20 protein-coding genes and 4 pseudogenes are annotated in these 22,931 nt (G+C 67.9%); 16 read left to right on the forward strand and 8 right to left on the reverse strand.

The window, feature by feature from the left end:
- Positions 1–12: 12 nt before the first annotated feature.
- Positions 13–696: a TetR/AcrR family transcriptional regulator gene (locus IO24_RS0136755; protein ID WP_031143670.1), complete on the forward strand. Its 684-nt coding sequence runs from the start codon at positions 13–15 to the stop codon at positions 694–696.
- A 48-nt stretch (positions 697–744) separates the two neighbouring features.
- On the opposite strand, the gene IO24_RS0136760 is transcribed toward IO24_RS0136755, so the two are convergent.
- Positions 745–1,641, reverse strand: a complete 897-nt coding sequence (locus tag IO24_RS0136760; protein ID WP_031143672.1) for an SDR family oxidoreductase — start codon at positions 1,639–1,641, stop codon at positions 745–747.
- 107 nt (positions 1,642–1,748) lie between these two features.
- Between IO24_RS0136760 and IO24_RS0136765 the strand changes: the two genes are divergently transcribed.
- The 4 genes and pseudogenes from IO24_RS0136765 to IO24_RS0136775 all read left to right on the forward strand — a co-directional run bounded on the left by IO24_RS0136765 (position 1,749) and on the right by IO24_RS0136775 (position 3,955).
- Complete coding sequence (locus tag IO24_RS0136765) at positions 1,749–2,246, forward strand: winged helix-turn-helix transcriptional regulator (RefSeq protein WP_031143674.1); 498 nt, start codon at positions 1,749–1,751, stop codon at positions 2,244–2,246.
- A 113-nt stretch (positions 2,247–2,359) separates the two neighbouring features.
- Positions 2,360–2,689, forward strand: a pseudogene (locus IO24_RS46860) (SRPBCC family protein); the annotation flags it as partial.
- Between the two features lie 76 nt (positions 2,690–2,765).
- Positions 2,766–2,894, forward strand: a complete 129-nt coding sequence (locus tag IO24_RS47275) for a hypothetical protein (protein WP_267886833.1) — start codon at positions 2,766–2,768, stop codon at positions 2,892–2,894.
- Positions 2,894–3,955 (forward strand): LLM class flavin-dependent oxidoreductase, encoded by a 1,062-nt coding sequence (locus tag IO24_RS0136775; RefSeq protein WP_031143676.1) that lies wholly within the window; start codon positions 2,894–2,896, stop codon positions 3,953–3,955. The genes IO24_RS47275 and IO24_RS0136775 overlap by 1 nt, the downstream gene beginning before the upstream one ends.
- A 41-nt stretch (positions 3,956–3,996) precedes the next feature.
- On the opposite strand, the gene IO24_RS0136780 is transcribed toward IO24_RS0136775, so the two are convergent.
- Positions 3,997–4,626, reverse strand: coding sequence for a TetR/AcrR family transcriptional regulator (locus IO24_RS0136780; RefSeq protein WP_157851323.1), 630 nt, complete (start codon positions 4,624–4,626; stop codon positions 3,997–3,999).
- A gap of 96 nt (positions 4,627–4,722) precedes the next feature.
- On the opposite strand from IO24_RS0136780, the gene IO24_RS0136785 reads away from it, so the two are divergent.
- Both IO24_RS0136785 and lpdA read left to right on the forward strand, forming a co-directional pair.
- Entirely contained in the window at positions 4,723–5,898 is a 1,176-nt protein-coding gene (locus tag IO24_RS0136785; protein WP_037669468.1) for a saccharopine dehydrogenase NADP-binding domain-containing protein, read from the forward strand.
- 129 nt (positions 5,899–6,027) lie between these two features.
- A complete protein-coding gene (lpdA, locus tag IO24_RS0136790; protein ID WP_031143683.1) occupies positions 6,028–7,440 on the forward strand; it encodes a dihydrolipoyl dehydrogenase in 1,413 nt (470 codons plus the stop codon).
- On the opposite strand, the gene IO24_RS46075 is transcribed toward lpdA, so the two are convergent.
- The 3 genes and pseudogenes from IO24_RS46075 to IO24_RS0136800 all read right to left on the reverse strand — a co-directional run bounded on the left by IO24_RS46075 (position 7,430) and on the right by IO24_RS0136800 (position 9,598).
- Entirely contained in the window at positions 7,430–7,603 is a 174-nt protein-coding gene (locus IO24_RS46075; protein ID WP_199808890.1) for an AMP-binding protein, read from the reverse strand. The genes lpdA and IO24_RS46075 overlap by 11 nt on opposite strands.
- 196 nt (positions 7,604–7,799) lie before the next feature.
- A pseudogene (locus IO24_RS46080) lies at positions 7,800–8,080 on the reverse strand (AMP-binding protein); the annotation flags it as partial.
- A gap of 30 nt (positions 8,081–8,110) precedes the next feature.
- A complete protein-coding gene (locus tag IO24_RS0136800) occupies positions 8,111–9,598 on the reverse strand; it encodes an amidase (protein WP_199808892.1) in 1,488 nt (495 codons plus the stop codon).
- 126 nt (positions 9,599–9,724) lie between these two features.
- On the opposite strand from IO24_RS0136800, the pseudogene IO24_RS46865 reads away from it, so the two are divergent.
- Positions 9,725–10,023: pseudogene (locus IO24_RS46865) on the forward strand (TetR/AcrR family transcriptional regulator); the annotation flags it as partial.
- Positions 10,024–10,037: 14 nt separating this feature from the next.
- Here IO24_RS46865 and IO24_RS0136805 read toward each other — a convergent pair.
- Positions 10,038–10,865: an SDR family oxidoreductase gene (locus IO24_RS0136805; RefSeq protein WP_031143689.1), complete on the reverse strand. Its 828-nt coding sequence runs from the start codon at positions 10,863–10,865 to the stop codon at positions 10,038–10,040.
- A gap of 63 nt (positions 10,866–10,928) precedes the next feature.
- Here IO24_RS0136805 and IO24_RS0136810 point away from each other — a divergent pair, with 63 nt between their 5' ends.
- The 4 genes from IO24_RS0136810 to IO24_RS0136825 all read left to right on the forward strand — a co-directional run bounded on the left by IO24_RS0136810 (position 10,929) and on the right by IO24_RS0136825 (position 16,072).
- Positions 10,929–12,155 (forward strand): acyl-CoA dehydrogenase family protein, encoded by a 1,227-nt coding sequence (locus tag IO24_RS0136810; RefSeq protein WP_031143691.1) that lies wholly within the window; start codon positions 10,929–10,931, stop codon positions 12,153–12,155.
- Positions 12,156–12,288: 133 nt separating this feature from the next.
- Positions 12,289–12,783, forward strand: a complete 495-nt coding sequence (locus IO24_RS0136815) for a MarR family winged helix-turn-helix transcriptional regulator (RefSeq protein ID WP_051906005.1) — start codon at positions 12,289–12,291, stop codon at positions 12,781–12,783.
- 591 nt (positions 12,784–13,374) lie between these two features.
- Positions 13,375–13,653 (forward strand): hypothetical protein, encoded by a 279-nt coding sequence (locus tag IO24_RS42285; RefSeq protein ID WP_051906006.1) that lies wholly within the window; start codon positions 13,375–13,377, stop codon positions 13,651–13,653.
- Between the two features lie 352 nt (positions 13,654–14,005).
- Positions 14,006–16,072 (forward strand): NACHT domain-containing protein, encoded by a 2,067-nt coding sequence (locus tag IO24_RS0136825; RefSeq protein WP_157851324.1) that lies wholly within the window; start codon positions 14,006–14,008, stop codon positions 16,070–16,072.
- A 474-nt stretch (positions 16,073–16,546) separates the two neighbouring features.
- Here IO24_RS0136825 and IO24_RS0136830 read toward each other — a convergent pair whose 3' ends face one another.
- Both IO24_RS0136830 and IO24_RS0136835 read right to left on the reverse strand, forming a co-directional pair.
- Positions 16,547–17,425, reverse strand: a complete 879-nt coding sequence (locus IO24_RS0136830) for a TnsA-like heteromeric transposase endonuclease subunit (protein WP_157851325.1) — start codon at positions 17,423–17,425, stop codon at positions 16,547–16,549.
- A gap of 820 nt (positions 17,426–18,245) precedes the next feature.
- Complete coding sequence (locus tag IO24_RS0136835; protein WP_045297109.1) at positions 18,246–19,868, reverse strand: PucR family transcriptional regulator; 1,623 nt, start codon at positions 19,866–19,868, stop codon at positions 18,246–18,248.
- A 281-nt stretch (positions 19,869–20,149) separates the two neighbouring features.
- Between IO24_RS0136835 and solA the strand changes: the two genes are divergently transcribed.
- From solA to IO24_RS45835, 4 genes and pseudogenes are all read left to right on the forward strand, one after another.
- A complete protein-coding gene (gene solA, locus IO24_RS0136840) occupies positions 20,150–21,289 on the forward strand; it encodes an N-methyl-L-tryptophan oxidase (RefSeq protein WP_031143701.1) in 1,140 nt (379 codons plus the stop codon).
- Between the two features lie 68 nt (positions 21,290–21,357).
- The gene (locus tag IO24_RS0136845) at positions 21,358–22,032 is read left to right on the forward strand and encodes a haloacid dehalogenase type II (RefSeq protein WP_031143703.1); all 675 of its coding nucleotides are present in this window, start codon (positions 21,358–21,360) and stop codon (positions 22,030–22,032) included.
- Positions 22,033–22,183: 151 nt separating this feature from the next.
- The gene (locus tag IO24_RS41325) at positions 22,184–22,750 is read left to right on the forward strand and encodes an extracellular solute-binding protein (protein WP_341866257.1); all 567 of its coding nucleotides are present in this window, start codon (positions 22,184–22,186) and stop codon (positions 22,748–22,750) included.
- Positions 22,743–22,931: pseudogene (locus tag IO24_RS45835) on the forward strand (hypothetical protein); the annotation flags it as partial. The gene IO24_RS41325 and the pseudogene IO24_RS45835, both read left to right, overlap by 8 nt.

Raw genomic sequence — 22,931 nt, forward strand, 5'->3', positions numbered from 1 at the left:
GGCGCGAGAGGCATGGCAGGGCGGCCGAAGCTCGATGACGCACCGGAGCGGCTTGTGCGAGCCGCTGTCGGTCTGCTGGCCGAACAGGGGCCGTCGGCCATCAAGGCGCGTACGGTGGCGTCCGCGAGCGGGCTGTCGACGATGGTCGTCTACGGCCACTTCGGTGGGATCCCCGAACTGATGCGCGCCGTCGCCGACCACGGCTTCAGGGAGCTCGGCGCGGCGTTCGCCCAGGTGCCGGTGACGGATGATCCGACCGCGGATCTCTTCGCCATGGCTTTGACCTGCCGCCGAGTGGCCCACGAGAACCCTCACCTGTACGACCTGATGTTCGGCCTGTCCACTCGTGCGACGTACCGGCCGCTGTCGGACGCGGACCTTCGCTTGAGCGGACATTCGCCGGCCTTCCAGGATGCCCACGTCCATATCACCGCGGCATGTCGACGGCTCGTGGACTCGGGCAGGGCCGAGCGGCAGGAACCTGAAGTCATAGCCGCCCAGTTGTGGAGTCTGGTCCACGGGTACGTCACCCTTGAGCTGGCCGAGCACTTCGGCGAGTTCGAGGATCCCGTGGTGCAGGTGATGCGGCCGATGGGCGTGAACTTCTCTGTCGGTCTGGGCGACAAGCGGGAACGGGCCGAAGCCTCGCACGAGGCGGGCGCGCGCCTTTACGACTCGATCGTTCAAGGTCGGTGAAAGTCGGTAGGGCAGGACGCTGTCCCGCGCGGGACCACCCATGTGCGGCTAGGGCGACTTGGTCTCCGCGGCAGAGGCACCGGTGCCCGGCGTGAGCTGGTCATGCCTCCCCAGCACCGCGACCTCCCGTTCGAGGGACGGAACGGCACGGGCCGCGAAGCGCCTCGCCCATGGCCAGGTCAGTGGCGAATTCAGCGCTGCCTTGGCCCAGTTGGCCACGACGACCGCGCGCGGGACGTACACGCGGCTGCGGCGGCGCACGAGCCCGTCGACGATCGCGGCAGCCGCCCGATCGGCACTGGTGGTGACATTGCCCGGGTAGGGGAGCCGGTTGCGCAGGCCCTGGAACGAGGGGAGGTCCGCCTCGGCGCCCCGGACGAGATCCGTGTCGATCCAGGAGGGGTGCACCAGGCCGACCGTGACGCCGAGGTGCGCCACCTCCTGGCGATAGGTCAGGGCGAGCAGCTCGGCCGCGGCCTTGCTGGCGCCGTAGGAGGCCATCGCCGCCAGCGGCATGAAGGACAGCGCGGACGCCACGACCAGCACGTGTCCCCGGCTGCGCTCCAGATGGGGCGTTGCGTACTTGAGGGTCCGGAAGACACCGTTCAGATTGATGTCCAGGACCCGCTCGAACGACGCCTCGTCCGTCTGTCGCACGGTCCCGTACGCCACGACGCCGGCATTGGCGACGACGAGATCGATGCCGCCCATGACCCCCGCAGCCTCGTCGATCACTGACCGCAGGACGGTTCCGTCGCGCACATCGGCCTCACGCCAGGAAGCGGCGGGGCCCAGCTCGCGGGCGAGGTCACGGAGCCGATCGGGCTCCAGTCCGATCAAGGTCACCTGAGCGCCTCGGGCGATGGCCAGGCGGGCCACCTTCTCGCCGATGCCGCGCGCCGCTCCGGTGACAACCAGCTTTCTGCCCAGCAAGTCACGTTTCATGGCGGCAACATAACTTCGTTATTTATTGAGCGCAAGATGTCGCGCGTATGAACTGTCGCCGCTCCACCTGCTGGGTCTCACGACTGGACGAACCTATGCTGACTGTCATGAGGCGGACATCCTTTGCGCACTGGCCCTGTTCGATCGCGCGCACCATGGACTTGCTCGGGGACTGGTGGACGCCGTTGGTGCTGCGTGAGGCGTTCTACGGGATCCGGCGGTTCGACGCGTTCCAGGTGTCACTGGGGATCGCGCGCAACACATTGACGGACCGGTTGCGCCGGTTGGTGGATGAGGGGCTGCTGGAGAAACGGCCGTACCAGACGGAGCCGGTTCGGTACGACTACGTGCTCACGGAGAAGGGGCGCGACTTCTACGGTGTGCTGCTGGTGATGAACCGGTGGGGGGACCGCTGGCTGTCCGGTGAAGAGGGCCCGCCGGTAGTCATGCGTCACGAGGTCTGCGGACAGGAAGCCCATGCCGAGGTGGTGTGTTCTTCCTGCGGGGAGCAGATGACCGCAGAGAACACCAGTCCTCGGATGGGCCCCGACTATCCGCCACATCTGGCCGAACGGCCGGATGTCCGAGAGCGTTTCGCCGGCTGACTCCGCGGCTCTGCCGGGGCGGCGTTTCCCTTGACATGTGAGTCTATCTACGCAACTTTACTGGTCACGTCTGGTCATGGGAGTTCTCGGATCGGCATGGAGGCTGCAGGAACATGGATTGGACAGGCGCGCGCTATGCGGACAAGCCGACGGTGGAGGTTCGCACCTGGATCGCTGCTCCGCCCGAACAGGTGTGGCCGCTCGTGTCCGACATCGAGCTGATGCCGCGTATGAGCTCCGAGCTGCAGCACGTCGAATGGCTGGATGGCAGGACCGCCCCTGCTCTGGGAGCCCGGTTCATCGGCAGGAGCAAGCACGAGGCACTCGGGGAGTGGACCACCACCTCCCACATCGTCGAGTACGAGCCGCCGAGGCTGCTTGCCTGGAGCGTCGAGAACCCGCAGGACCCAACCGCGATCTGGCGGTTCACGTTGGAGCCGCAGGGCGGTGGCACTCTGCTGAGCGAATGGATGCAGATGGGGCCGGCCCCCTTCGGGCCTCTCCTTCGCCATCGATCGCATGCCGGAGAAGGAGCAGAAGATCGTCTTCGTGCGCATGCGAGAGTTCGAGGCCAACATGACCATCACCCTCGAAGAGATCAAGAAGCTGGCCGAGAGGGCCCGGCCCGCGGGCGAGGCGAGGCTCTGATGCGTACCTCCACCACGATCGAAGCTTCCGGGGGCGACTGGCGGGAGATCGTCGCCTATGTCACCGAGGCGGAGAAGCTCGGTCTCGACATCTGCTGGGTGGCGGAGGCGTGGGGCTCCGAGGCTCCCTCGCCGTTGGGCTACCTCGCGGCGAAGACCGAGCGCATGCTCCTCGGATCCGGAATCATCCAACTCGGCACCCGCACGCCGATGGCCATCGCCCGCGCCGCGATCACACTGTCGCAGATCTCCCAGGGGCGCTTCCTTCTCGGACTGGGCCCCTCCGGGCCGCAGGTGATCGAGGGGCTGCACGGCGTGCCCTTCGCCCGGCCGCTGGTGCGGATGCGGGAGACCGTCGAGATCGTGCGGGAGGCCGCCGCGGGCGGCAAAGTCTCCTACTCAGGACAGGAGTTCCGGATTCCACTGCCGGGCGCGGCGGCGAAGCCCATGCGTCTGTCGATGCGTGCCGAGCATGACATTCCGGTCTACCTCGCCACCCTCTCGCCGAAGATGCTGCACCTGACCGGTGAGATCGCCGATGGGTGGCTGGGCACCAGTTTCGTGCCCGAGGGCGCCAAGGAGGCGTACTTCGACCACCTGAACCAGGGCCTGGCCACCGCCGGTCGCGCCCGTGCCGACCTCGACATCTGCCAAGGTGCCGAGGTCGCCTTCGCGGACGACGAGGACGTGCTGAGCGCGATGGTGGCCGGACGCAAGAAGGAACTGGCCTTCAGCCTCGGCGGCATGGGTTCCGCGACCACGAACTTCTACAACAATGCCTACAGCCGCCAGGGTTGGGCCGAGGTGGCGGCCGAAGTCCGGACACGTTGGCAGGTCGGGGACCGGGACGGCGCGGCCGGCTTGGTCACCGACGAAATGGTCCTGGCGACCACTCTGATCGGAACCGAGGCCATGGTGCGCCAGCGGCTGCGTGTGTGGCGCGACGCCGGTGTGGACACCGTACGTTTTTATCCGGCCGGAGAGACCCTCGACGCTCGGCTCACCACTCTCGGCCGGGCCATCGACCTGGTCCGTGACATCGAGGACGAGGCGGCACGGTAGCGGCACGGCCGAGGTGCAGCTGTTGCAGGAGTTGGTCGACGTCAACCGTGCGCGCTGACGCCGTCCGCCGCCAGGCCTGACATCAGCAGGGTGATCGTGTGGAACGTCCTGGCCAGGGCGTCCTTCCGGTCCGCCGCGGCGGCGATGATCTGGTTGCCCTCGCACAGGACGGCCAACAGCAGCCGGGCGACGGTGGCGACCGGAACGTCCGGTTCCACGTCACCGCGTTCGGCCAGGACAGTCAATAGCCGTTCGATCGGCGGCTGGGCCACCGTGTCGTTGATGTGCCTGTACTGCTCCACCAGCACCGAGGGCGCCTGGGCCATCAGCTCTCGATGCAGGGGATCGTCGATGGTCCGCTGCAAGAAGGCGTGCGTGAGGTTCGACACGGCGGCCAAGGCAGGCTCGCCCGGCGTCGCACGGATCGCCTCGGACGCCGCGTCGGCGAGCGCTCCGACCCGCTGGAGCAGCTCCGTGTAGAGCTCGGCGAACATCGCCTTCTTGTCCGGGAAGTGGTGGTAGAAGGTGCCCTTGCTCACGTGCGCCGCCGCGGTGATGGCCTCGACCGACGTGTCCGCGAACCCGTTGTCGACGAAGAGTGTGCGCGCGGCCGCCACCAGGTCCGCCCGGGTCTGCTCCGCATACAGCTGTCGTCGGTTTGGCCCTCTCATGCTGACCATCGTATATTCAATGACCTGAAGTCAGTGAATGACTCGTGGTCGGTCAGTGGTCGTCGTGACAGTGCCCTCCGGAAGGCAGACGCAGCCGTGGAAAAGCGCAGAATCTTGTTGCTGGGTGCGACGGGGTACACGGGGCGGCGAGTTCTCAGGGAACTGCTCGCACGAGGTGAGAAGCCGACCTTGGTCGGGCGAAGCCGAACGAAGATGCTGACCCTGGCCGACCGCTTCGAGGCGAAACTGCCGGTGGCGGAAGTGGACGTCACCTCTTCCGCCCACCTCACGCGCCTTCTGGGCCCCAGCGATGTGGTCGTCTCCACGGTCGGGCCGTTCATGCAACTGGGCATGGCCACGGTCACGGCTGCCGCGCGGGCGGGAGCGCGCTACTTCGACTCCACGGGGGAGGGACCCTTCGCCCGCCGGGTCCTCCTTGAGCTGGACTCCGTCGCGGCCGCCCGGGGAGCGACTCTCGTACCCGCGTTCGGCTACGACTACGTGCCCGGCAATCTCGCCGGCGCCCTGGCCCTGGAACAGGCGGGCGAGCGCGCATGCCATGTCGAGATCGGCTACTTCATCACCCGTTCGGGGCGCGGGAGTGAGCTGCGTTACCGGAGCACCCTGCGCGACTCCTGGGACCTGACCACGGGTGGCACGCGCCAGACGCTGGTCGCCGCGGCGGCCGAGGACGGGTTCGCCTACCGCTCTCCACGCCCTGGAGCCTCTTCCCGACTGGTCGACGAGCGGGCCGCCAAGCGTGTCCTCACCTTCCGCTACGCCGGTGTGCGACGCCCGGCCATGACCGTCCCGGGCACGGAGCATCTCGGCCTGCCTGAGGTCTTCCCTCAGTTGGAGAGCGTCGAGGTGGGGATGGGCTGGCTCGGGCGGTGGACGCGTCCGGTGCAGATCGCCGCCATGCTCCAGGCGCCCTTGCTGAGGTCGGCGAAGGTGCGGGCTGCTCTGACGCGGTGGTCCGGGCGGCTCCCGGGAGCACATCGTGAGCCGGACACCGACGGCCGTTCCCTGGTGATCGCGGTCGCCCGCGACGGCCACGGTCGTCCCCTGGCCACGACGGCCCTCACCGGCCCCGATCCCTACGAGATGACAGGCTCCCTCCTGGCGTGGGGCGCAGTCCATGCGGCGGCGCCGGATGCCGTCCTCAAGCCCGGTGTGCACGGTCCGGTCGCGGCCTTCGGGCTCGACACCCTCAGGCTCGGTGCCGCCGAGGCGGGAGTACACGAAGTCGACGGGGCCTTGGCCCGTCGGTGATCGCTGCGCGGGCATGGATCACGGCACCGGGGCGTTGAACCAGCGACTGAGTTGATGAACAGGTTGTGCGATCGGGAGCGAGTCGGCCACTGACGTGGAGTCGACCGTCCCAGTGGAAAGGAAAGGTCCATGGACGAGCAGAGTGAGCACTTCGACGTCGTCGTACTCGGCGCGGGCCCCGGCGGATACGTAGCCGCCATCCGGGCCGCCCAACTGGGCAAGCGCGTCGCGGTCGTCGAGGAGAAGTACTGGGGCGGCGTCTGCCTGAACGTGGGCTGCATCCCCACCAAGGCCCTGCTGCGCAACGCCGAACTCGCACACATCTTCACGCGCGAGGCGAAGACCTTCGGCATCAAGGTCGACGGACAGGTCTCCTTCGACTACGGGGAGGCCTTCCGCCGCAGCCGGAAGGTCGCGGACGGCCGGGTCAAGGGCGTCCACTACCTGATGAAGAAGAACAAGATCACCGAAATCAGCGGACGCGGCACGTTCCTCGACCCGCACACACTCCAGGTGGCCGACTACGACGGCAACACCCGCACCATCGGCTTCGAGAACTGCATCATCGCCGCCGGGGCGACCCCCAAGCTGCTGCCCGGCACCAAGCGCAGCGCGCGCGTGGTGACGTACGAGGAGCAGATCCTCGCCGAGGACCTGCCGCAGTCGATCGTGATCGCCGGCGCCGGGGCCATCGGCGTCGAGTTCGCCTATGTGCTGCACAACTACGGCGTCAAGGTCACCGTCGTCGAGTTCCTGGACCGTATCGCCCCGCTGGAGGACGCCGAGGTCTCCACCGAACTGGCCAAGCAGTACCGGAAGTTGGGCATCGACGTGCTCACCTCGACCCGCGTCGAGTCGATCGACGAGTCCGGCCCGCGGGTGCGGGTCACCGTCACCGGCAAGGACGGCACCCAGCAGGTGCTGGAGGCCGACAAGGTCCTGCAGGCCATCGGCTTCGCCCCGAACGTCACCGGATACGGCCTGGAGAACACCGGCGTCCGCGTCACCGAGCGCGGCGCGATCGACGTGGACGGCCGCTGCCGCACCTCCGTCCCGCACATCTACGCCATCGGGGACGTCACCGCGAAGCTGATGCTCGCGCACGCCGCCGAGGCGATGGGCGTGGTCGCCGCCGAGACGATCGCGGACGCGGAGACCATGAAGCTGGACTACATGATGATCCCGCGCTCCACGTTCTGCCAGCCGCAGATCGCGAGCTTCGGCTACACCGAGGCGCAGGCGAGGGAGAAGGGGTACGACGTCCAGGTGGCCAAGTTCCCGTTCACCGCGAACGCCAAGGCCCACGGCCTGGGCGACGCGGGCGGCTTCGTGAAGCTGATCAGCGACGGCAAGTACGGCGAACTCCTCGGCGGCCACCTCATCGGTCCCGACGTCACCGAACTCCTTCCCGAGCTGACCCTGGCCCAGCAGTGGGACCTCACCGTCCATGAGGTCGCCCGCAACGTCCACGCCCACCCCACCCTGGGCGAGGCGGTCAAGGAAGCCGTCCACGGCCTCGCGGGCCACATGATCAACATGTAGCAGGGCGCTGCCCCCTCGAAACGAACAGGTCGATGCCGGCGAGCGCGTTGTCATACACGTTGCGGTGACGCAGCTCCGCGCCCTTGGGGTGGCCGGTGGTGCCGGACGTGTAGGGGACCACCGCTGTGTCGTCTTCGTCGCGTTCGACCGTCCGGAACGTCACGGGCTGCTCGGCTACGACCGAGGTGTAGGACTCCGGCGTCTCGTCCCCGGACTACGGCGCGCCGCCGCTCTCGATCAGGAAGAACTCGGTGCAGTCCGCGCTCTCGCGGAATCCCTTCCAGGCGGCCTTCCCGATCGGCAGCTCCGGGGTGCCCTCGAAGGCGAAGTACGCCCTTCGCGTCGGAGTCGGTGAGGTGGTAGGCGACCTCGCGGCCCTGCAACAGCACGTTCAGCGGCACGACCGCGGCGCCGGCCTTGAGGATGCCGAAGTAGATGCTGGAGAATCGGGGCATGACAGCGCGACCTTGTCCCCGGGCTGGATCCCGCGCGAGACGAGCAGGTTCGCCCCCCGGTTGGCCGCGGCGTCGAGGGCCTCGTACGTGATGCGGTCGTCGCCGAAGACGATCGCGGTGCGTTCCGGGTAGCGGGACGCGGAATCCGTCCGCAGTCGTGACGCCTTGCGGCTCAAGCTGTGCATCGTCGTTCTTCGGGGTTTTCGGGCGGGTGGTCAGGGTCCAGTGGTGGGGGTCTGGACGAAGGCCGGAGGCGGCACGAAGCCGTCAACTTCCCGGCCCAGCAGGGCGGCGAACTCGATGGTGGTGAGATCGCCTCCGGTCGGGCCCATGGCCTGCAGACCGATGGGCAGTCCGCTCCTGCCTCGGCGCACCGGGATGGTCGTCGCCGGCCCCCCGGAGACGTTGGCGACGGCGCTCCACTTGACCTGGTCCCAGTAAGGGCGTCGCACACCTTCGACTTCGAATGGCCGCCCGAACCAGTCGATCAGCTTGTTGTGGTGGGCGGGGGCGGCCGTCGGGGTGACCGGCATGAGCACGATGTCGAAGTCCTGGAAGAACTCGAACCATCGCTGCCGGATCTCATTGCGCACCATGTGGGCCTGCAGCCAGTGATAGTGGGACTGGAAGGTTCCGAGCAGGGCGGGACCGGCGTCACTCCGCGGGTGCTGGACGAACCGGGCCAGCACTGCGGCGCTGGAGGCAGGAGCGAGGCCGGTGCGGTCGCCCGCGCCGAAGAGCAGGGGCTGGAAGGCCTTCTCGTGATTCGTCGCGATGTCGACGGGGAGGCCGGCGGGCTGCACCGTGATCTTCGCGCCGGCCGTCCGCAGCACAGCGACCGCGTCGTCAACGGCAGCTGCGACGTCGCTGTCGACCGGACACGAGGGATCCTCGCTCCAGACGGCGACCCGGAAGTCGGCGAGCTTGGTCGCGCGCGGCGGTGCGAGTGTGTAGCTGAAACCGCCGTCGTAGTCAGCGGGCCCGACCGTTGCCCGCAGGATCGGGACGAGGTCACGGGCGTCGCGGACCTGCGCGCCGCCGCAGCCCATGTCGGCCTCGGTCCATCGTCCCGGGCCCGGGCCGTAGGGCACATGCCCGATGAGGGGTATGGACCGCCAGGTCGACTTGTGCCCGTACAGGCCGTTGAAGTGGGACGGGATCCTGGTCGATCCGCCGATCTCCGAGCCGAAGTCGAACGCCGTGAGGCCCGCGGCGGTGGCGACGGCGCCGCCCCCGGCGGATCCGCCCGAGGTACGGGTCGTGTCCCACGGGTTCGATGAAGGACCGAACACCGGGTTGTCGGCCTGGACGTCCTGGTTGCCCGGAGGCATGTTGCTCTTCCCCATGATCACGGCACCGGCCGAACGCAGCCGCTTGACCGCCTCGGCGTCGTGGTCGGGCACGTAGTCCTTGAGGTCTGTTCGCCCGCAGACGGTGCGCATCCCGGCTGTCTCGAAGCTGTCCTTGACCGTGATCGGCACACCGTGCAGAGGACCGAGGTCTCGCCCGGCCGCCCGCGCGGCGTCCGCTTCCCCGGCCTCGCGACGGGCCCGCTCGGGGTCAAGGGTCACCACCGCGTTCAACGCGGTGTTATGGGTGGCGATCCGCTCAAGATAGAGCTCGACGAGTTCCCGGCTCGAGATCTCACCCGCGGCCAGCGCGCGTGACTGCTCCACTGCGGGCTGGAAGGGGACGTCACTCACGGCGTGCCTCATCTCTGACTCTGACGCATCATCAAATGCGAGTCATAACATTACATTCGACAGACCATAGGCTCGGGATGACGTGCAAGGCAATGGCCCTGCGCATTGAACGGAGGATCCTGTGGCGTCAGAGAGGAGCTACGCGCGCAGGCGGCGCGGTACGGCACTCTGCGGCCCGGTTGCCCGGTTGCCCGGTTGCCCGGTTGCCCGGGACTCGAGGATCTCGTTCGCGGCTATCTGTCGCCCGAGTACCGGGACCAGCGCGGCGTCGGATGTCCCTCCGCCGCCCTGCTCGACTAGATCGGCCGCTGCGCGGACGCGCAAGCAGGCCTGGGGCGCGGCAGCTGTCCCGCGCCGCCTTCGACTCGAAGCTCGCCGATGAGGTCCTCAAGAAGGGCATCGAGAACGCCCTCGCGTTCATCTAGTGAGCTGTGTGGGATCAGGCCGGATCGACGAATATGTCGAGCGCGAGATCACCTTCGAAGTCGGCAGGGCTGTAGACGGACAGGTCGGTGACGCCCTCGTCCAACAGGACCTCGTCGTCGATGAACAGGTTGGCGGTGCACTTCCGCGCGTCACGCGTGAGGATGGCGTACGCGGCGTCAGCCATGATCCGCGGACTACGGGCTTGTCCGGCGCCGCCGACCACGTTGCGCACGGCGGCTGTGTCGATCAGGGTCCTCGGCCACAACGAGTTGGCGGCGATGCCGTCGGCGGCGAGCTCCTCGGCGAGCCCGATGGTGCACAAACTCATGCCGTACTTCGACAGCGTGTAACCGAGGTGCTTCCCCACCCAGTGCGGCGCGAGGTTCAACGGCGGGGAGAGCGTGAGGATGTGCGGGTTGCCCGCCTTGCGCAGGTGCGGGATAGCGGCCTTGCTCAGCAGGAACGTGCCACGCGTGTTGATGTCCTGCATCAGGTCGTACCGCTTCATCTCCAGCTGCTCCGACGACGACAGGTCGATCGCGCTGGCGTTGTTCACCACGATGTCGATGCCACCGAAGGCGCTGACCGCCGCGTCGACAGCGGTGCGCACATCGTCCTCGTCGCGGACGTCACCGACGACGGCCAGCCCCTTGCCGCCCGCGCGCTCAATCTCGTCAACGGCGGTGTGGACCGTGCCTTCGAGCTTCGGATGCGGCACGGCGGTCTTGGCGAGCATCACCACGTTCGCACCGTCGCGGGCCGCGCGCAGAGCGATGGCGAGTCCGATGCCGCGGCTGCCTCCCGACATCAGGATGGTCTTGTCGGCCAGCGTCTGTGTCATGGTCGAACCTCCAAAATAGATTGCCGAGCTAATCGTACGCGATGCTAATGGTATCTTCCGCGTATGACTTCCACTCCCACACGCCAAATCGACCGGCTCTACCACGAGCTCCTGGCCCCCAAAGAGACACAGTCCGTTCGCGCTGCCGTGCGCCGGATCGCAGAGCACGAAGTGGCTCCGCACGCCGTGGCGATCGCGGGGGGCGACGAGCGCACGGACGGCTTCCCCCGGCAGGTGTTTGACGGGCTTGCGTCGGCGGGGGTCTTCCGGATCCCCTTCCCCAGCGAGGTCGGCGGCGACGGTCTGACCCACCCGGCGAGCGCCACCGCCGCGGCCATCGAGGAACTGGCCTACTACTCCAGCAGCGTCGCGGCCGTCTTCGATGTGCACTGCATCCTGGCGGGCAACGCCCTGCGGCAGGGCACCGAGGAGCAGCAGCAGCGATGGCTGCGAAAGGTCGCGGAGGGCTCAGTGGTCGGCGCGTTCGCCACCACCGAGCCGGATGCCTCAAGTGACCTGTCCCCGCAGGCGGTTCAGACCGAGGCGATACGCACCGAGGCCGGCTGGGTGCTGAACGGCCACAAGCGGTGGATCTCCAACTCGCCCGTCGCCGGGTTCGTGGTGGTTCTCGCCCGCACCGGCACCCGGCTGAGCATGTTCATCGTCGACACGGCGCTTCCCGGAGTGGAGGTCGGCCTTTCCGACCGCAAGATGGGCAACCGCGGCCAGCTCACCGCGGACGTCCGCTTCACGGATGTGCACCTGACCGACGACGATCTCCTCGGTGGCGCCGAGGGACACGGACTGCGCCATGCACTGTCCACTCTGACCTACGGCCGGATCGGCATCGCGGCTGCCGGGGTCGGCATGGCGCAGGCCGCCTTCGACCACACCGTGGCCCACCTGTCGACGCGACACGCCTTCGGCAAGCCGGTGGCCGCCAACCAGCACTGGCAGTTCCTGCTCGCCGAACGGGCCACCGAGATCGAGAACGCCCGCACCCTCTACACCAAGGCCGCCCTGCGCCTGGACGCGGGCAACCCGTCCCCGGAGCCCGAGGCTGCGATGGCGAAGTTCTACGCCACCAAGCTGTCGGTGGACATGGCGCGCGACGCCGTCCAGGCCTTCGGAGGCCTCGGCTTCGCGCGCGAACTGGGTGCCGACGGCAGCCCCGGCCCCGTCGAGGCGATCTACCGGGACAGCAAGATCGGCGAGATCTATGAGGGCACCAACGAGATCCAGAAGTGGGTCATAGCCCGGCAGATCTTCGGTCGGGCCATCGTCGGCTGAGCACCCAGGACGCACCGGCCGTAAGCCGGCGGAAGGTGGGGAATCCCGCCGGCCTGCAGCGGTCCTGGTGCCTCGGGCCTTCTCGTACGATGGACAGGACCATACGTACGACTAACCATGGGCGGGATAAACGATGTCCGAGGCTCCGCTGGTTCCGGGGACAGTGGCCGAACACACCATCTGCCTGCTGGTCAAACTCGGGCAGGTGGCGTTCAGGATCGCCGAGGACGGCATTGGCGGGACCGGCCTGCGGGTGCGGCATTACAGCGTCCTGCAGGCTTTGGCGGACAACGGTGCGATGCCGCAACTGGCGCTTGGCTCGTTCCTGCGCATCGACCCCGCGACGATGGTGACGAGTCTCGACGACCTGGAGCGCGCCGGATACGCGGAGCGGACACGAGATCCGCAGGATCGTCGCCGCTACGCCGTGGACATCACCGCCGAAGGGCGCAAGGTCCTGGCCCGCCTCAACCACACACTCGTAGATCTCGACGGCGAAATCCTCGCAGACCTGGGCACCACGGAACGACAGTCGCTTCACGTTCTGCTGGACAGTCTCGCGGGAAGTCCCGCTCTGACCTCCCTGTTCGACACCGTCCGGGAGCAGAACGGCGTGAAACGGGCTTAACGGCTCTAGGGGATCGCCCTGGGGTATAGCGCTATGCCCCGGTTCTAGCGAAGTCGGCTTGCCGGGCCGTATGCCCTCCGGCGGTTCTCGGCGGCCTCATTGTGGTGGGCAGGGGACGCCCTGTTCGTAGGCCATACGTCATTGGGTCGAGCATGGGGCAACCCCCGAGTCGCTGACCGTGATCGAGGTGCTCGTTCCCGGCAGGTTCGTCACCCGATGGGGCTGTGTCGGCTGGGTGCGATTTGCCACGGACCGTCAGACGGCACCGTCGCGCACCATGCACACGATGCGGGACGGAAAATGGCGTCGACGGCAGGGGCCGCCGGCGGCAGGATCCGCGGCTCAGGCCACAGGCACGGCGGGCTGGATGACGAGGGAGGCGTCACCGCGCACTCTCTACAGGCACTTCCCCAGTAAGGACGAGCTGGTCGGGGCATACCTGCGGTCCCTGGGCGACGGCCCCCTCCCCGTTCCCCCCGGCGTCCGCCCCACCGACCTTGAGCCCGCGTGAGCAATTGCTCGCCGTCTTCGACTGGAAGCCGCCGGAAACCTCCGCTCCGTTCCGGGGGTGCCCGTTCCTGAACGTCAGCGTTGAAGTACCCGACCCGGCATTCCGCCCACCAACTGGCCGCGGCGTACAAGGGCGAGTTCGCCCGCCGCCTCTCGGACATCGCACGGCAGGCCGGGGCCGCGGATCCGGAAGCCCTCGGTGAGCAACTGGCACTGCTCTTCGACGGCGCGGCCGCACGCGGCACCGCCCTCAACAGCAGCTACACCGTCGCGTGCGCGCGATCCATCGCAGAGTCGTTGATCGACGCAGCCCTCGCCGACGTCGGCAACCTCCCCGGAAATGCCGACGCAACCAGGTAGGGGTGTAGAGCTGGTCACTGTTGCTGCCCTCAGCGAGTCATGTCCGCTCTGTTGCGGTGGACCGCATCTCGTGGCATTGGCGGAGTGTCGACTGCGGGCTGCCTCCGGCTGCAGCGGTCGAGGTACGGAGGAAGTCGCCCGAGGGGGAGCCCTGTCAGTGGTGAGGCCTATCGTGTGAGCGCCGTGTAGAGCGGTGAGGAATGGGTTGAAGACTGTTGGGATGTGGCGAAGCGTGGAGTGGCCGTGTTTGCCGTGGAGACGGCGAATTTTTCCGCTCGGGGAACCTCCGGAGTCGGACCGGTACGGCTGGCCGCTGTTGTCTCCATTTGCCAGGGTCGCTCCCGGGCGCTCTTTGGCTGACGAGCGGGCCCTTTCGCTGCTGGTCCTGTGTGGCGAATGGGGAATGGGCAAATCTTTCGCGTTGGAACAGGAACATCGCGATCTTGAGACCGCAGGCCATGTGGTGCGACGGCTCAACCTCGGCAACTGCGGGACCGACGCGAGCCGCGCTGCGGCGAAACTCGGCGCGGTGTTCCAGCCACCCGCGGAGGCGACCGAGTGGCATGTGCTTCTCGACGGCCTGGACGAGGGGCTGGACGATCTGCCGGATCTGGATCAGCTGATCGTCGAGCAGCTGGAGGATCTGGCGGACGAGGCCAGGAGGAGCTTGCGACTGCGCATCAGTTGCCGTTCGGCTCGGTGGCCGAGCGGGCTGGAAACGGACCTCAGGCGGTTCTGGCCGGCGGACGCCGTGGAGGTGGTCGGTCTGGCGCCGCTGTCGCGGGATGACGTGGTCCTCGCCGCCGACACCGTGGGCCTCGAAGACCCCACAGCCTTCTGCAGGGTGGTTCAGCAGCGAGGTCTGGTGGCGCTGGCCACCCACCCGATGACCTTGCGGCAGATGCTGACGAGTTACACGGCGCGTGGAAGCCTGCCCGACTCGACCGCGGAGGCGTACCACGAGGCGTGCCTGCACCTGTGCAAGGAGATCCGTCGTCCCAAGCGCACGGAACTGCGGCGCACGCAGGCGACGGCCGAGACCCTCTTCGCAGCGGCGGCACGGGTTGCCGCAGCTCTGCAGTTCGGCCCGTACACGGCGCTCGTGGATGGAGGGTCTCCGTCGACGGAGTCGGCCGTTGCCGACCTTGAGCTGTCCCGCTTGGCGTCGGGCAACGAGCCGGGACCTCTTGGGAGCCCGGTGCCCTGCACGATGAATGAGTTGAGTCAGCTCACCGAGTCGAGTCTGTTGCTTCCACTCGGCGACTATCGCTGGGCGTTCGTGCACAAGAGTTACCGGGAATTCCTTGCCGCCGAGTTCCTGCGCGCCCGCGAGATTCAGCCCGCGGTGGAACGAGAACTGTTGTGGATCGGCGACGGGCCGTCCCGGCACGTCCTGCCCGCCCATCAGGAGGTAGCTGCCTGGCGCAGCAACACGAGCACGACGGTGTTCGAGGACCTGCTCCGGGATGACCCGCTGGTTCTACTCCTCGCCGACCTCCCCCGGCGCACGGAGCGCGACCGGGGCCGCGTCGTCGAGGCGCTTCTCGCCCTGCTCAAGAGCGATGACACCATCAGACTCGACAACACGACACTTCATCGCTTGGACCACCCCGAAATCGCGGACCAGCTGCGCCCGCACCTGAACGCCACCACAGAGGTGAATCTCCTCTTCGGCGCAGTTGGCATGGCCCGGGCTTGTCGGCGGCCCGAGCTGACGCCCGATCTGCTGGCGCTCGCCGAAGACCAGGACACCTACACGGACGTCAGAGTCTCGGCCTTGCTCGGCATCACCGAGCCGCAAACCGAAGCTGTCGAGCGCATGCGGGCGCTGATGAACGACGACTCCCCGGAGGTCGTGGCGGCGGCGCTGCGACAATTGTGGCCGCACCACATCACGTTGACGGAGTTTCTCGGGCACGCGCGCGACCCGGAGCCGGACCTGATCGGCCGTGCCTACATGCTGCGCCAGGAGATCCCCGAGCTCATCCACGCGACGGACGTGGATGAAGCCGTCAACTGGGCCCGCAACACCTGCTGCGACACGACAGAGGGCGGAAGCACGACACTGGCTGTCGCAGTTCTTGCCCGCGCCGTCAGCCTCGCCGGCCAGGCATCAACCCCTGACGCCTTGCTGTCCGAGGCCGCGGAAGCTCTGGTGGGTCTCGCCGACCGCCATGAACTCCTTCTGCGTCAGCACGTACATACCCCGTTGCAGGATCTGGCAGCATCAGCCGTTCACGGTCTTTTGCTGTCAGCTTGGATCGGTGCAGGGTCTCGTGGCGTACAGCAAAGATTGCCTCACGTACCGCTGCTGAGATCTGACGGCCGGTCGACTCTCGCAGCCACCGGTCGTCCGCACACCCCACCGGCCCGAAGCGGCGGCGGTCCAGATCCCAGCGGATCAGAGTGCGGTAGCTGACCTTGTCCAAGCAGTGGGCGGCGGCCAGATCCGGGTTGCGCACGGTGTCCTGCCGCAACTCCTTCACCTTGGCATGACGGCGCTCGGTCAGCGTGGTGGAGTTCGGGTCGTACTGTGGCTTCGGCTCTCGGGGGAGCGCGTTCAGCGGATCACCGCTGCGAAATCCGGTCTCCACCTCCCGCAAGTGGTCCACTCGCAACATCATGAGGGGCCGCTTGCTCGGCGGCAGATCGAGAACGCCTTTTGGCTGTCGCCCGCGGCTGGCGGCCGGCAGGTCCTTCCTCGTTCGTGTCGACGGGCGGATGTTCGGATGATGCATCAACTGCCGTACCGACGTCTTCCATGCCTCATGCTCTGGCCGGACCAGCACTACCTTTCCGACTTGGGGCTGAAATACCTCCACTGTCCACGGCACGCCGTTCACGACGAACTCGTTTCCCGGTGAGAGGTCCCACGCAACTGCAGCGGTCACCGTCACCAACTCCCGATCGCCGGGCGTCGAGAGAGGGGCAGGCGGATTGTGCTCGCGTCGGTCAGAGGCCCAGAGATTTGCAGGCCCAATCGGCGATGCCACAGCAGATGGATCGTATGGGCCCGGGCAACGGCTTCCAGGCTGCAGCGCGCCACCAGGGTCCCGAACGACTGTGGGCCGTCTTCTGCCGCCAGAAGCAACTGATCCTGTAGGAGCAGCGGGTCGGTCAAGTGCCGTCGTCCGGCGGAGAGCGTGTCGATCAGGCCTACTACGTGGTCGCGCCAACCAGAAACCACCGCGTAGTTCCACCCAGCAACCAGGGCGGCCTCGGCCGCAGCGGCGAACTTGACCTCGTCCTCCGGCTCGATCCGTGCTGAAGGCCGCACATCGATAAGCCACGGTGTGTCGTCGGTCAGCAGAAGATAGTCCGGGATGTGCTCGACGTTCCCGTTGACGCTCTGAAAGCGCAGACGGAACGGTTGAGCCAGCGCCTCCACAAGAGATCCTGAGAAGTCGGCTGCCAGAAGAAGTAGCTCCTCCTCGAAGCTCTCGAACCCGTGGTGACGGTCGGTACTGACCAGATATCCCAGACCGGGACGATGCCACTGATCGGTACGCCAAGTGAAGCGGCGCACAGGAACACTCGAGAGCACGTCGACCTCGCCCAGGTCCCTAACGGCGCAGCCGACCAGCGTCCGCCCGAAACGCCAAGCCGTAGTCCACCGCGCGCTCCAGTCCGACGGCATGACCAGTTGACTGACGGCGTCAGCTGAGATGGCATGCATTCGGGCGAGATCGTGCAATGTCGATGTGTCCGACCAGGGGGTCGCGCTCGATGCGCCAACTGGCGCGTGATCGAGCAGCGGGGGCTGGGGAGCCACGTCTCCGCCTTACATGCCAAGAGTGCGATGGAAATTACGAAGATCATCTTAAGGGTCTTTTGATCTTCGTAACGCCGCCTCATCGCACCGGGACACAAGCGGTGCGGCCTGCGGTCGGCACGCAGCACCCTTGCTGGGCGGTCTCAGGGAGATGTCCCGACATGCTGAGCCCTCACTGATCGGTCCAGTAAAGACTGACGGTCCAACTGGAAGCGTGTAGGCCGGAGATGAGGCGCCATGCGGCAGTGATCTGAGCGGGGCAGAGCGGAGGCTTCCCGCGACACGCTCACCCGAGCGGCGTCGTCGGCAACTAGAAGACCGCGGCCTCCGTTTTCGAGGGAGTGATCCAGTCGCCCTCTGGGAAGGATGCCGACGTGACGTCGTGGCTGGGGACGGGCCGTTGGAGGCAGCCGGAGGGGGAGGGGCGTCGTTGCGGTGCAGGGCAGGAAGGCCTTCGAATCTGTACCAATGTGCCAAGAATCCTCGGCAGACCGCTCCTCGTACTGCTGAAGCTGGTTGGCAAAAGCGCAGGTCAGCGTAGTGCCCCGGAGACACCTAGCGTCTGTGGTCACAACGGGTGCGACGGGGATTTTTGGTTGGCACTGAAGAGGGATAGCCGGCACCAAGATCACGGGTGTTTCAGAGGTGCCGGCGCATGACATCGATGCAGGTGGTTCGGGCCGCGTTCGATCGGTTCCGGGGTACGGGACTCCGAGGCTCATCTGCGGGCCGGCTCGTGGCCGTCACCGGGGAGGGAGTTCAGCCATGGGCGGATGTTCAGGACAAGGTGGCCGGCCCCGCGCGGCAGCCGGCGTGCTCGTCACGGGCCGGGCGCAGCTGTTACTCGCGCGTCCAGGACCAGCACCGCGACGTGCAGGGACGTGCGCTGCAGGCCTGATTCCAGGTCGCAGCCGAGGAGTCGTTCGATGGTGTGGAGGCGCTGGTAGTACGCCTGCCGGGACATGCCGGCCAGCTTCGCCGCGACCGACTTGTTCCCGGCGGCCGTCAGATAGGAGCGCAGCGCGGGCAGCAGGTCGCCGCTGTTGCGGTCGTCGTGCTCGATGAGGCGGGTCAGCTGCCGTTCCGCGTAGCGCTGGAGACGGGTGTCCTCGCGCAGGACACCCAGGAGTTCCGGCAGTTCGACATCGGCGGGGACGTAGAACCACCGCTCGGGGGAGGCCGGCGTGATGGCATCGGCCGTCTGCTCGGCCTCCTGCCACGAGCGGGCGATGCCGGAGAGGTCGGTCACCCCCGGGCCGACGGCGACGACGGCCTCCGGGCCGAGTTCCTCCCGGGCGAGACGGCCGATCCGCTCGGCGACCGGCTGCCAGGCGCTGGCCTGCGCCAGTGCGAGGAGGACACCGATCCGGCCCGGGGCCGTCTCGCCGACCAGGGCGCGGACGCCGGTCTGCGTCAGAGCCTTCGCGATCCGTTCGTCGAGCTGTTCGCCCTCGCCGCCGCAGCGGGTGTGGCGGATGACCACGGCGAACAGGCGGTGCCCGAAGGCAGGCAACCCCAGCGCCTCGGCGCGGGCGCGGGCGTCGGCGGGGGAGCGGAAACGCCGCTCGCACAGGTCCCGCAGCACCGAGCGGTGGGCGCGGCGCTCCCACCAGGCCGGCCCGGCCAGACGCGCCATGGTCAGCGCGACCGCCGCACGCTCCAGCACCAGGACGTGCTCCGGGTCGGGCTCCGTGTTCAGCCGGCTGTCCAGCAGGACCAGCCGTCCCCACAGCCCGTGATGGTCCTGCACCGGGGCGATCAGCCACCCCTCCGGACCGCTCGGCGCGAGCTTCTCCAGGGTCGGCGCGGCCCGGGAACGCCGGGACCAGGCCGACACGACCGGCTCGTACGGCCGGCCGAGCAGCTCGCACATCAGGACCCGGTGAGTGAGATCCTCCAGCACCACGGGGGCTCCGGCGAGCTCAGCGGTGGTGTGCACCAGTTCCTCGGGGCCCGCGCCCCGCAGCGTCAGAGCGGTGAAAATGTCCTGGATGTCCCTCCCGCGGCGCAGCAGTGCCCCCTGGGCGTCAAGGATGAGCGCGTGCACCGTCTGCGTGACGTCGATGAACCGGACACCGCGGGCCAGCTCGACCAGCGGCACCTCGCGGGCACGGCAGGCCGCCACCAGCTCGTCGGGCACCTTCCGGTAGCGGTGACCGAGCTCCACGACCAGGCCGGCCGCTCCGACATCGGCGAGCTGGTCGACGTAGTCCCGCAGCTTGGAGGCGTCCTCCGGATACGGCATGCCGGTCGTCAGTACCAGCTCACCGCCCTCGAGGAAGTCGGCGGGGTTGAGCAGCTCGGTGACATGTACCCAGCGCACCGCACGATGCAGTTGTGACGCACCGGCCAGGACGCGCGGCATCCCCTCGGCGAGCACCGGCAGGCGCAGAACCTCCGCGATGGTCGGGAAGTGCCCGGTTGCGGGATGTCTGGGCGGCATGGAGGGTGCTTTCTTCCGAGGGGCCGTGGGTCACCTTCGCACCGGCCACTCACGGTGACAAGAGGGGCGAGGGCACATTCCGAGGCTTGGACGTCCACCGTGACAGACCGTCTCGAGAAGGCCGTCGGGTGGAACAGAGTGTGGGTTGACCTGCATGTTCGCCCGGGTCGAAAGTGAACGCCATCCCCAGCGGGACACGGACCGGAAGAGTCCGCACGGTGTCCGCCCGGTGCTGGGGGCACCACTGCCACCGATCCGCCCCCGGCGAAAGGAGCGACCTCATGCGCCGCATCCCCAAGCGCGTCGCCGTCATCGGCGCCGGCAGCATGGGCAGCCAGGTCATGTGGCGACTGGCCGCCCGCGGAGCCGAGGTCATCGGCTACGACCGGTACGCGCCGGGTCACGACCGCGGCGCCGCCGGGGGCGAGACTCGCATCTTCCGAGCCGTGCACCTCGGAGATCCCGGCTACATTCCGCTGCTGCGGCTCGCCGACCGGATGTGGGACCGGCTCCAGCGCGAAACCGGCTTCTCGCTGCGCCGCCGCAGCGGATGCCTGGTGATGGGCGAGACCGAGTCTGCGGCCATGCGTCTCCTCCTCTCCGCCAGCACCACCCACCAGCTGGACCACGAGGTACTGGACCGGGAGGAACTCGCCCGTCGTTACCCGCAGCACCGACTCCCGGACGGGCACACGGCCGTGCTCGACCGGCAGGGCTCCATCATCAGGCCCGAGGCGTCGATCCAGGCCGCCGCCGCCCGCGCCGAGCAACTGGGCGCCCGGCTGCACCGCTACACGCCGGTGCGTGAGATCGCCCCGGCGCCGGGCGGTGGGGTGCACATCGTCACCGACCAGGGCACGGACCACGTGGACACCGCGGTGGTGACCGTCGGCCCGTGGGTCAACACCCTGCTCCCGGACCTTCCGCGGACGGTCGACATCCGCAGGCTGATCAGCTCCTGGCACATCCCCACCCGCCACGACTGGTTCGCGGGCGGCGCACCCGCCTTCGTCCGCAGCACACCCCACGACTGCTACGGGCTCCCCTCACCCGACGGCATCTCCGTCAAGCTGGGCCTCTCCCTGGCCCGCTACCTGCCCGTACCCGATCCCGAGCGGCTCGACCGCACGGTCCGCCCGGAGGAACTCGCCACCTTCCGCGAGCTCATCGCCGAGCTGATGCCCGACCTGAACCCCGACCCCATCCGGCTGTCGGTCTACATGGAGGGCTACACCGCCTCCGGAAATCCGCTCGTCGGTCATCTCCCCGGCGAGGACGACATCGTCGTCCTGACCGGATTCTCCGGCAGTGGCTTCAAACTCTCGCCGGCCATGGGCGAGATCGCCGCGGACCTGGCGCTCGACGGCACGACGGACCATCCCGTCGGCTTCCTCGCACCGGCCGGAGCCGGCGCCGCCTGAACCCGCACCGAACCAGATCCAGCACCCTTCCCGAATCCACCCTCCCCGACCACATGTGAGGCACCTCCATGAGCGACCCCTCGTTCCGGCCGAAGTACGTCTCGTTCGACTGCTACGGCACGCTGATCGAGTACCCGATCACCCCCATCACGCGTGAACTCGTCGGTGACCAGATCCCCGCGGAACAGTGGGACCAGTTCGTGCGGGAGTTCCGCGGCTACCGCTACGACCAGGTCCGTGGCGAGTACTACGCCTACGAGCAGGTGCTGCAGGACTCCTTCGAGCGGGTCTGCCGCAAGTGGGGTGTGAAGGCGGCCCCGGACGCGGGCAAGCGGTTCGCGGACGGCGTGCGCAGCTGGGGCCCGCACGCCGACGTGCCCGAGCCGCTGAAGAAGATGGGCGAGAACTACAAGCTGGTCATCCTGTCCAACGCGGACGACTCCTTCCTCGAGGAGAGCGTGCCCCGTCTGGGAGCGGACTTCCACGCGGTCTTCACCGCGGAGCAGGCCGGCTACTACAAGCCCCGGTACGCCGCTTTCGAGTACATGCTCGACCAGCTCGACGCGTCTCCCGAGGACTTCGTGCACGTCTCCTCGCACACCCGCTACGACCTGATGCCGATGCACGACATGGGCTTCCGCAACCTGATCCTCCTGGACCGCGGCTACGACCCTGTCACCCACGGCTACGACTACGTGTCGGTCAAGTCCCTGGACGACCTCAACACCATGCTCGGCATCTGACCCAGACCCGTCGGTCCCCGCACGGATTCCCCGAACCCCCAGCGATCTCCAGGAGCTTTGCCATGGAAGGCAACCGGATAGGACGCAGAACCGTACTCCGCACCGCAGGCGCTCTGGCCGCGCGGTCGGCAAGAACGTGTGGGCGAGCCTGATGGCCTACCGCACGGACAGCCTGAAGCGTGTCCCGGAGCTGGAGTTCGCGCTGCTGGCCGACGGGGTTCCGCTGGACAAGCTGTACCCGCTGGATGTGGACCGGGCGTTCGCCTCGATGTCGCGGATCCGCGGCGAGGTGAAGAAGTTCTGGAACACCGGCGCCCTTCCGGCGGTGCTGCTGGGCCGCAAGGAGGTCGTCATGACCAGCCTGTGGAGCGGTCGAGCGGACGAGCTGATCAAGCAGGGGGTGCCGGTCGCCTACCAGTGGAACGGCGCCCGGCGGCTCACCAACGGCTGGGGGATCCCGAAGGGCGCGGACAACACGGACGCCGCCTACAAGCTGATCGACTTCTCGCTGCGTCCCGAGGTGCAGGCGGCTTTCGCCAAGCTCTTCCCGCAGGGACCGGTCGTCCCCGCTGCCACCAAGCTCCTCTCGGACGACGTTCTGGCCACGCTGCCGACCTCGCCCCAGAACCTGAAGACCGGGTTCGACACCGATGTGGCCTGGTGGGACAAGAACCTGGAGTCGGTCACCAAGCGCTGGAGGGAGTGGGCCGATGCCTGAGCAGACCAAACTCCTCGCCTCGGCCCTGGCCCCGGGCTCCAACTCGCTGACGGGGAAGTCGTTGTCCGTGACGGGGCTGCGCAAGTCCTACAGCGGCACGACGGTGGTCGACGGTGTGGACATGGAGATCGCGGCGGGTGAGTTCGTCACCTTCCTGGGCTCCTCCGGCTCCGGGAAGACC

Source organism: Streptomyces flavovariabilis (genome assembly GCF_000725785.1).
Classification (GTDB): Bacteria; Actinomycetota; Actinomycetes; order Streptomycetales; family Streptomycetaceae; genus Streptomyces; species Streptomyces hawaiiensis.

Bases quoted from the DNA above. Each gene is read 5' to 3' on its own strand.
- IO24_RS0136755 (WP_031143670.1), top strand. From the start codon at position 13: ATGGCAGGGCGGCCGAAGCTCGATGACGCACCGGAGCGGCTTGTGCGA.
- IO24_RS0136760 (WP_031143672.1), bottom strand. From the start codon at position 1,641: ATGAAACGTGACTTGCTGGGCAGAAAGCTGGTTGTCACCGGAGCGGCG.
- IO24_RS0136765 (WP_031143674.1), top strand. From the start codon at position 1,749: ATGAGGCGGACATCCTTTGCGCACTGGCCCTGTTCGATCGCGCGCACC.
- IO24_RS47275 (WP_267886833.1), top strand. From the start codon at position 2,766: ATGCCGGAGAAGGAGCAGAAGATCGTCTTCGTGCGCATGCGAGAGTTC.
- IO24_RS0136775 (WP_031143676.1), top strand. From the start codon at position 2,894: ATGCGTACCTCCACCACGATCGAAGCTTCCGGGGGCGACTGGCGGGAG.
- IO24_RS0136780 (WP_157851323.1), bottom strand. From the start codon at position 4,626: ATGAGAGGGCCAAACCGACGACAGCTGTATGCGGAGCAGACCCGGGCG.
- lpdA (WP_031143683.1), top strand. From the start codon at position 6,028: ATGGACGAGCAGAGTGAGCACTTCGACGTCGTCGTACTCGGCGCGGGC.
- IO24_RS0136805 (WP_031143689.1), bottom strand. From the start codon at position 10,865: ATGACACAGACGCTGGCCGACAAGACCATCCTGATGTCGGGAGGCAGC.
- IO24_RS0136810 (WP_031143691.1), top strand. From the start codon at position 10,929: ATGACTTCCACTCCCACACGCCAAATCGACCGGCTCTACCACGAGCTC.
- IO24_RS0136815 (WP_051906005.1), top strand. From the start codon at position 12,289: ATGTCCGAGGCTCCGCTGGTTCCGGGGACAGTGGCCGAACACACCATC.
- IO24_RS0136835 (WP_045297109.1), bottom strand. From the start codon at position 19,868: ATGCCGCCCAGACATCCCGCAACCGGGCACTTCCCGACCATCGCGGAG.
- solA (WP_031143701.1), top strand. From the start codon at position 20,150: ATGCGCCGCATCCCCAAGCGCGTCGCCGTCATCGGCGCCGGCAGCATG.
- IO24_RS0136845 (WP_031143703.1), top strand. From the start codon at position 21,358: ATGAGCGACCCCTCGTTCCGGCCGAAGTACGTCTCGTTCGACTGCTAC.
- IO24_RS41325 (WP_341866257.1), top strand. From the start codon at position 22,184: ATGGCCTACCGCACGGACAGCCTGAAGCGTGTCCCGGAGCTGGAGTTC.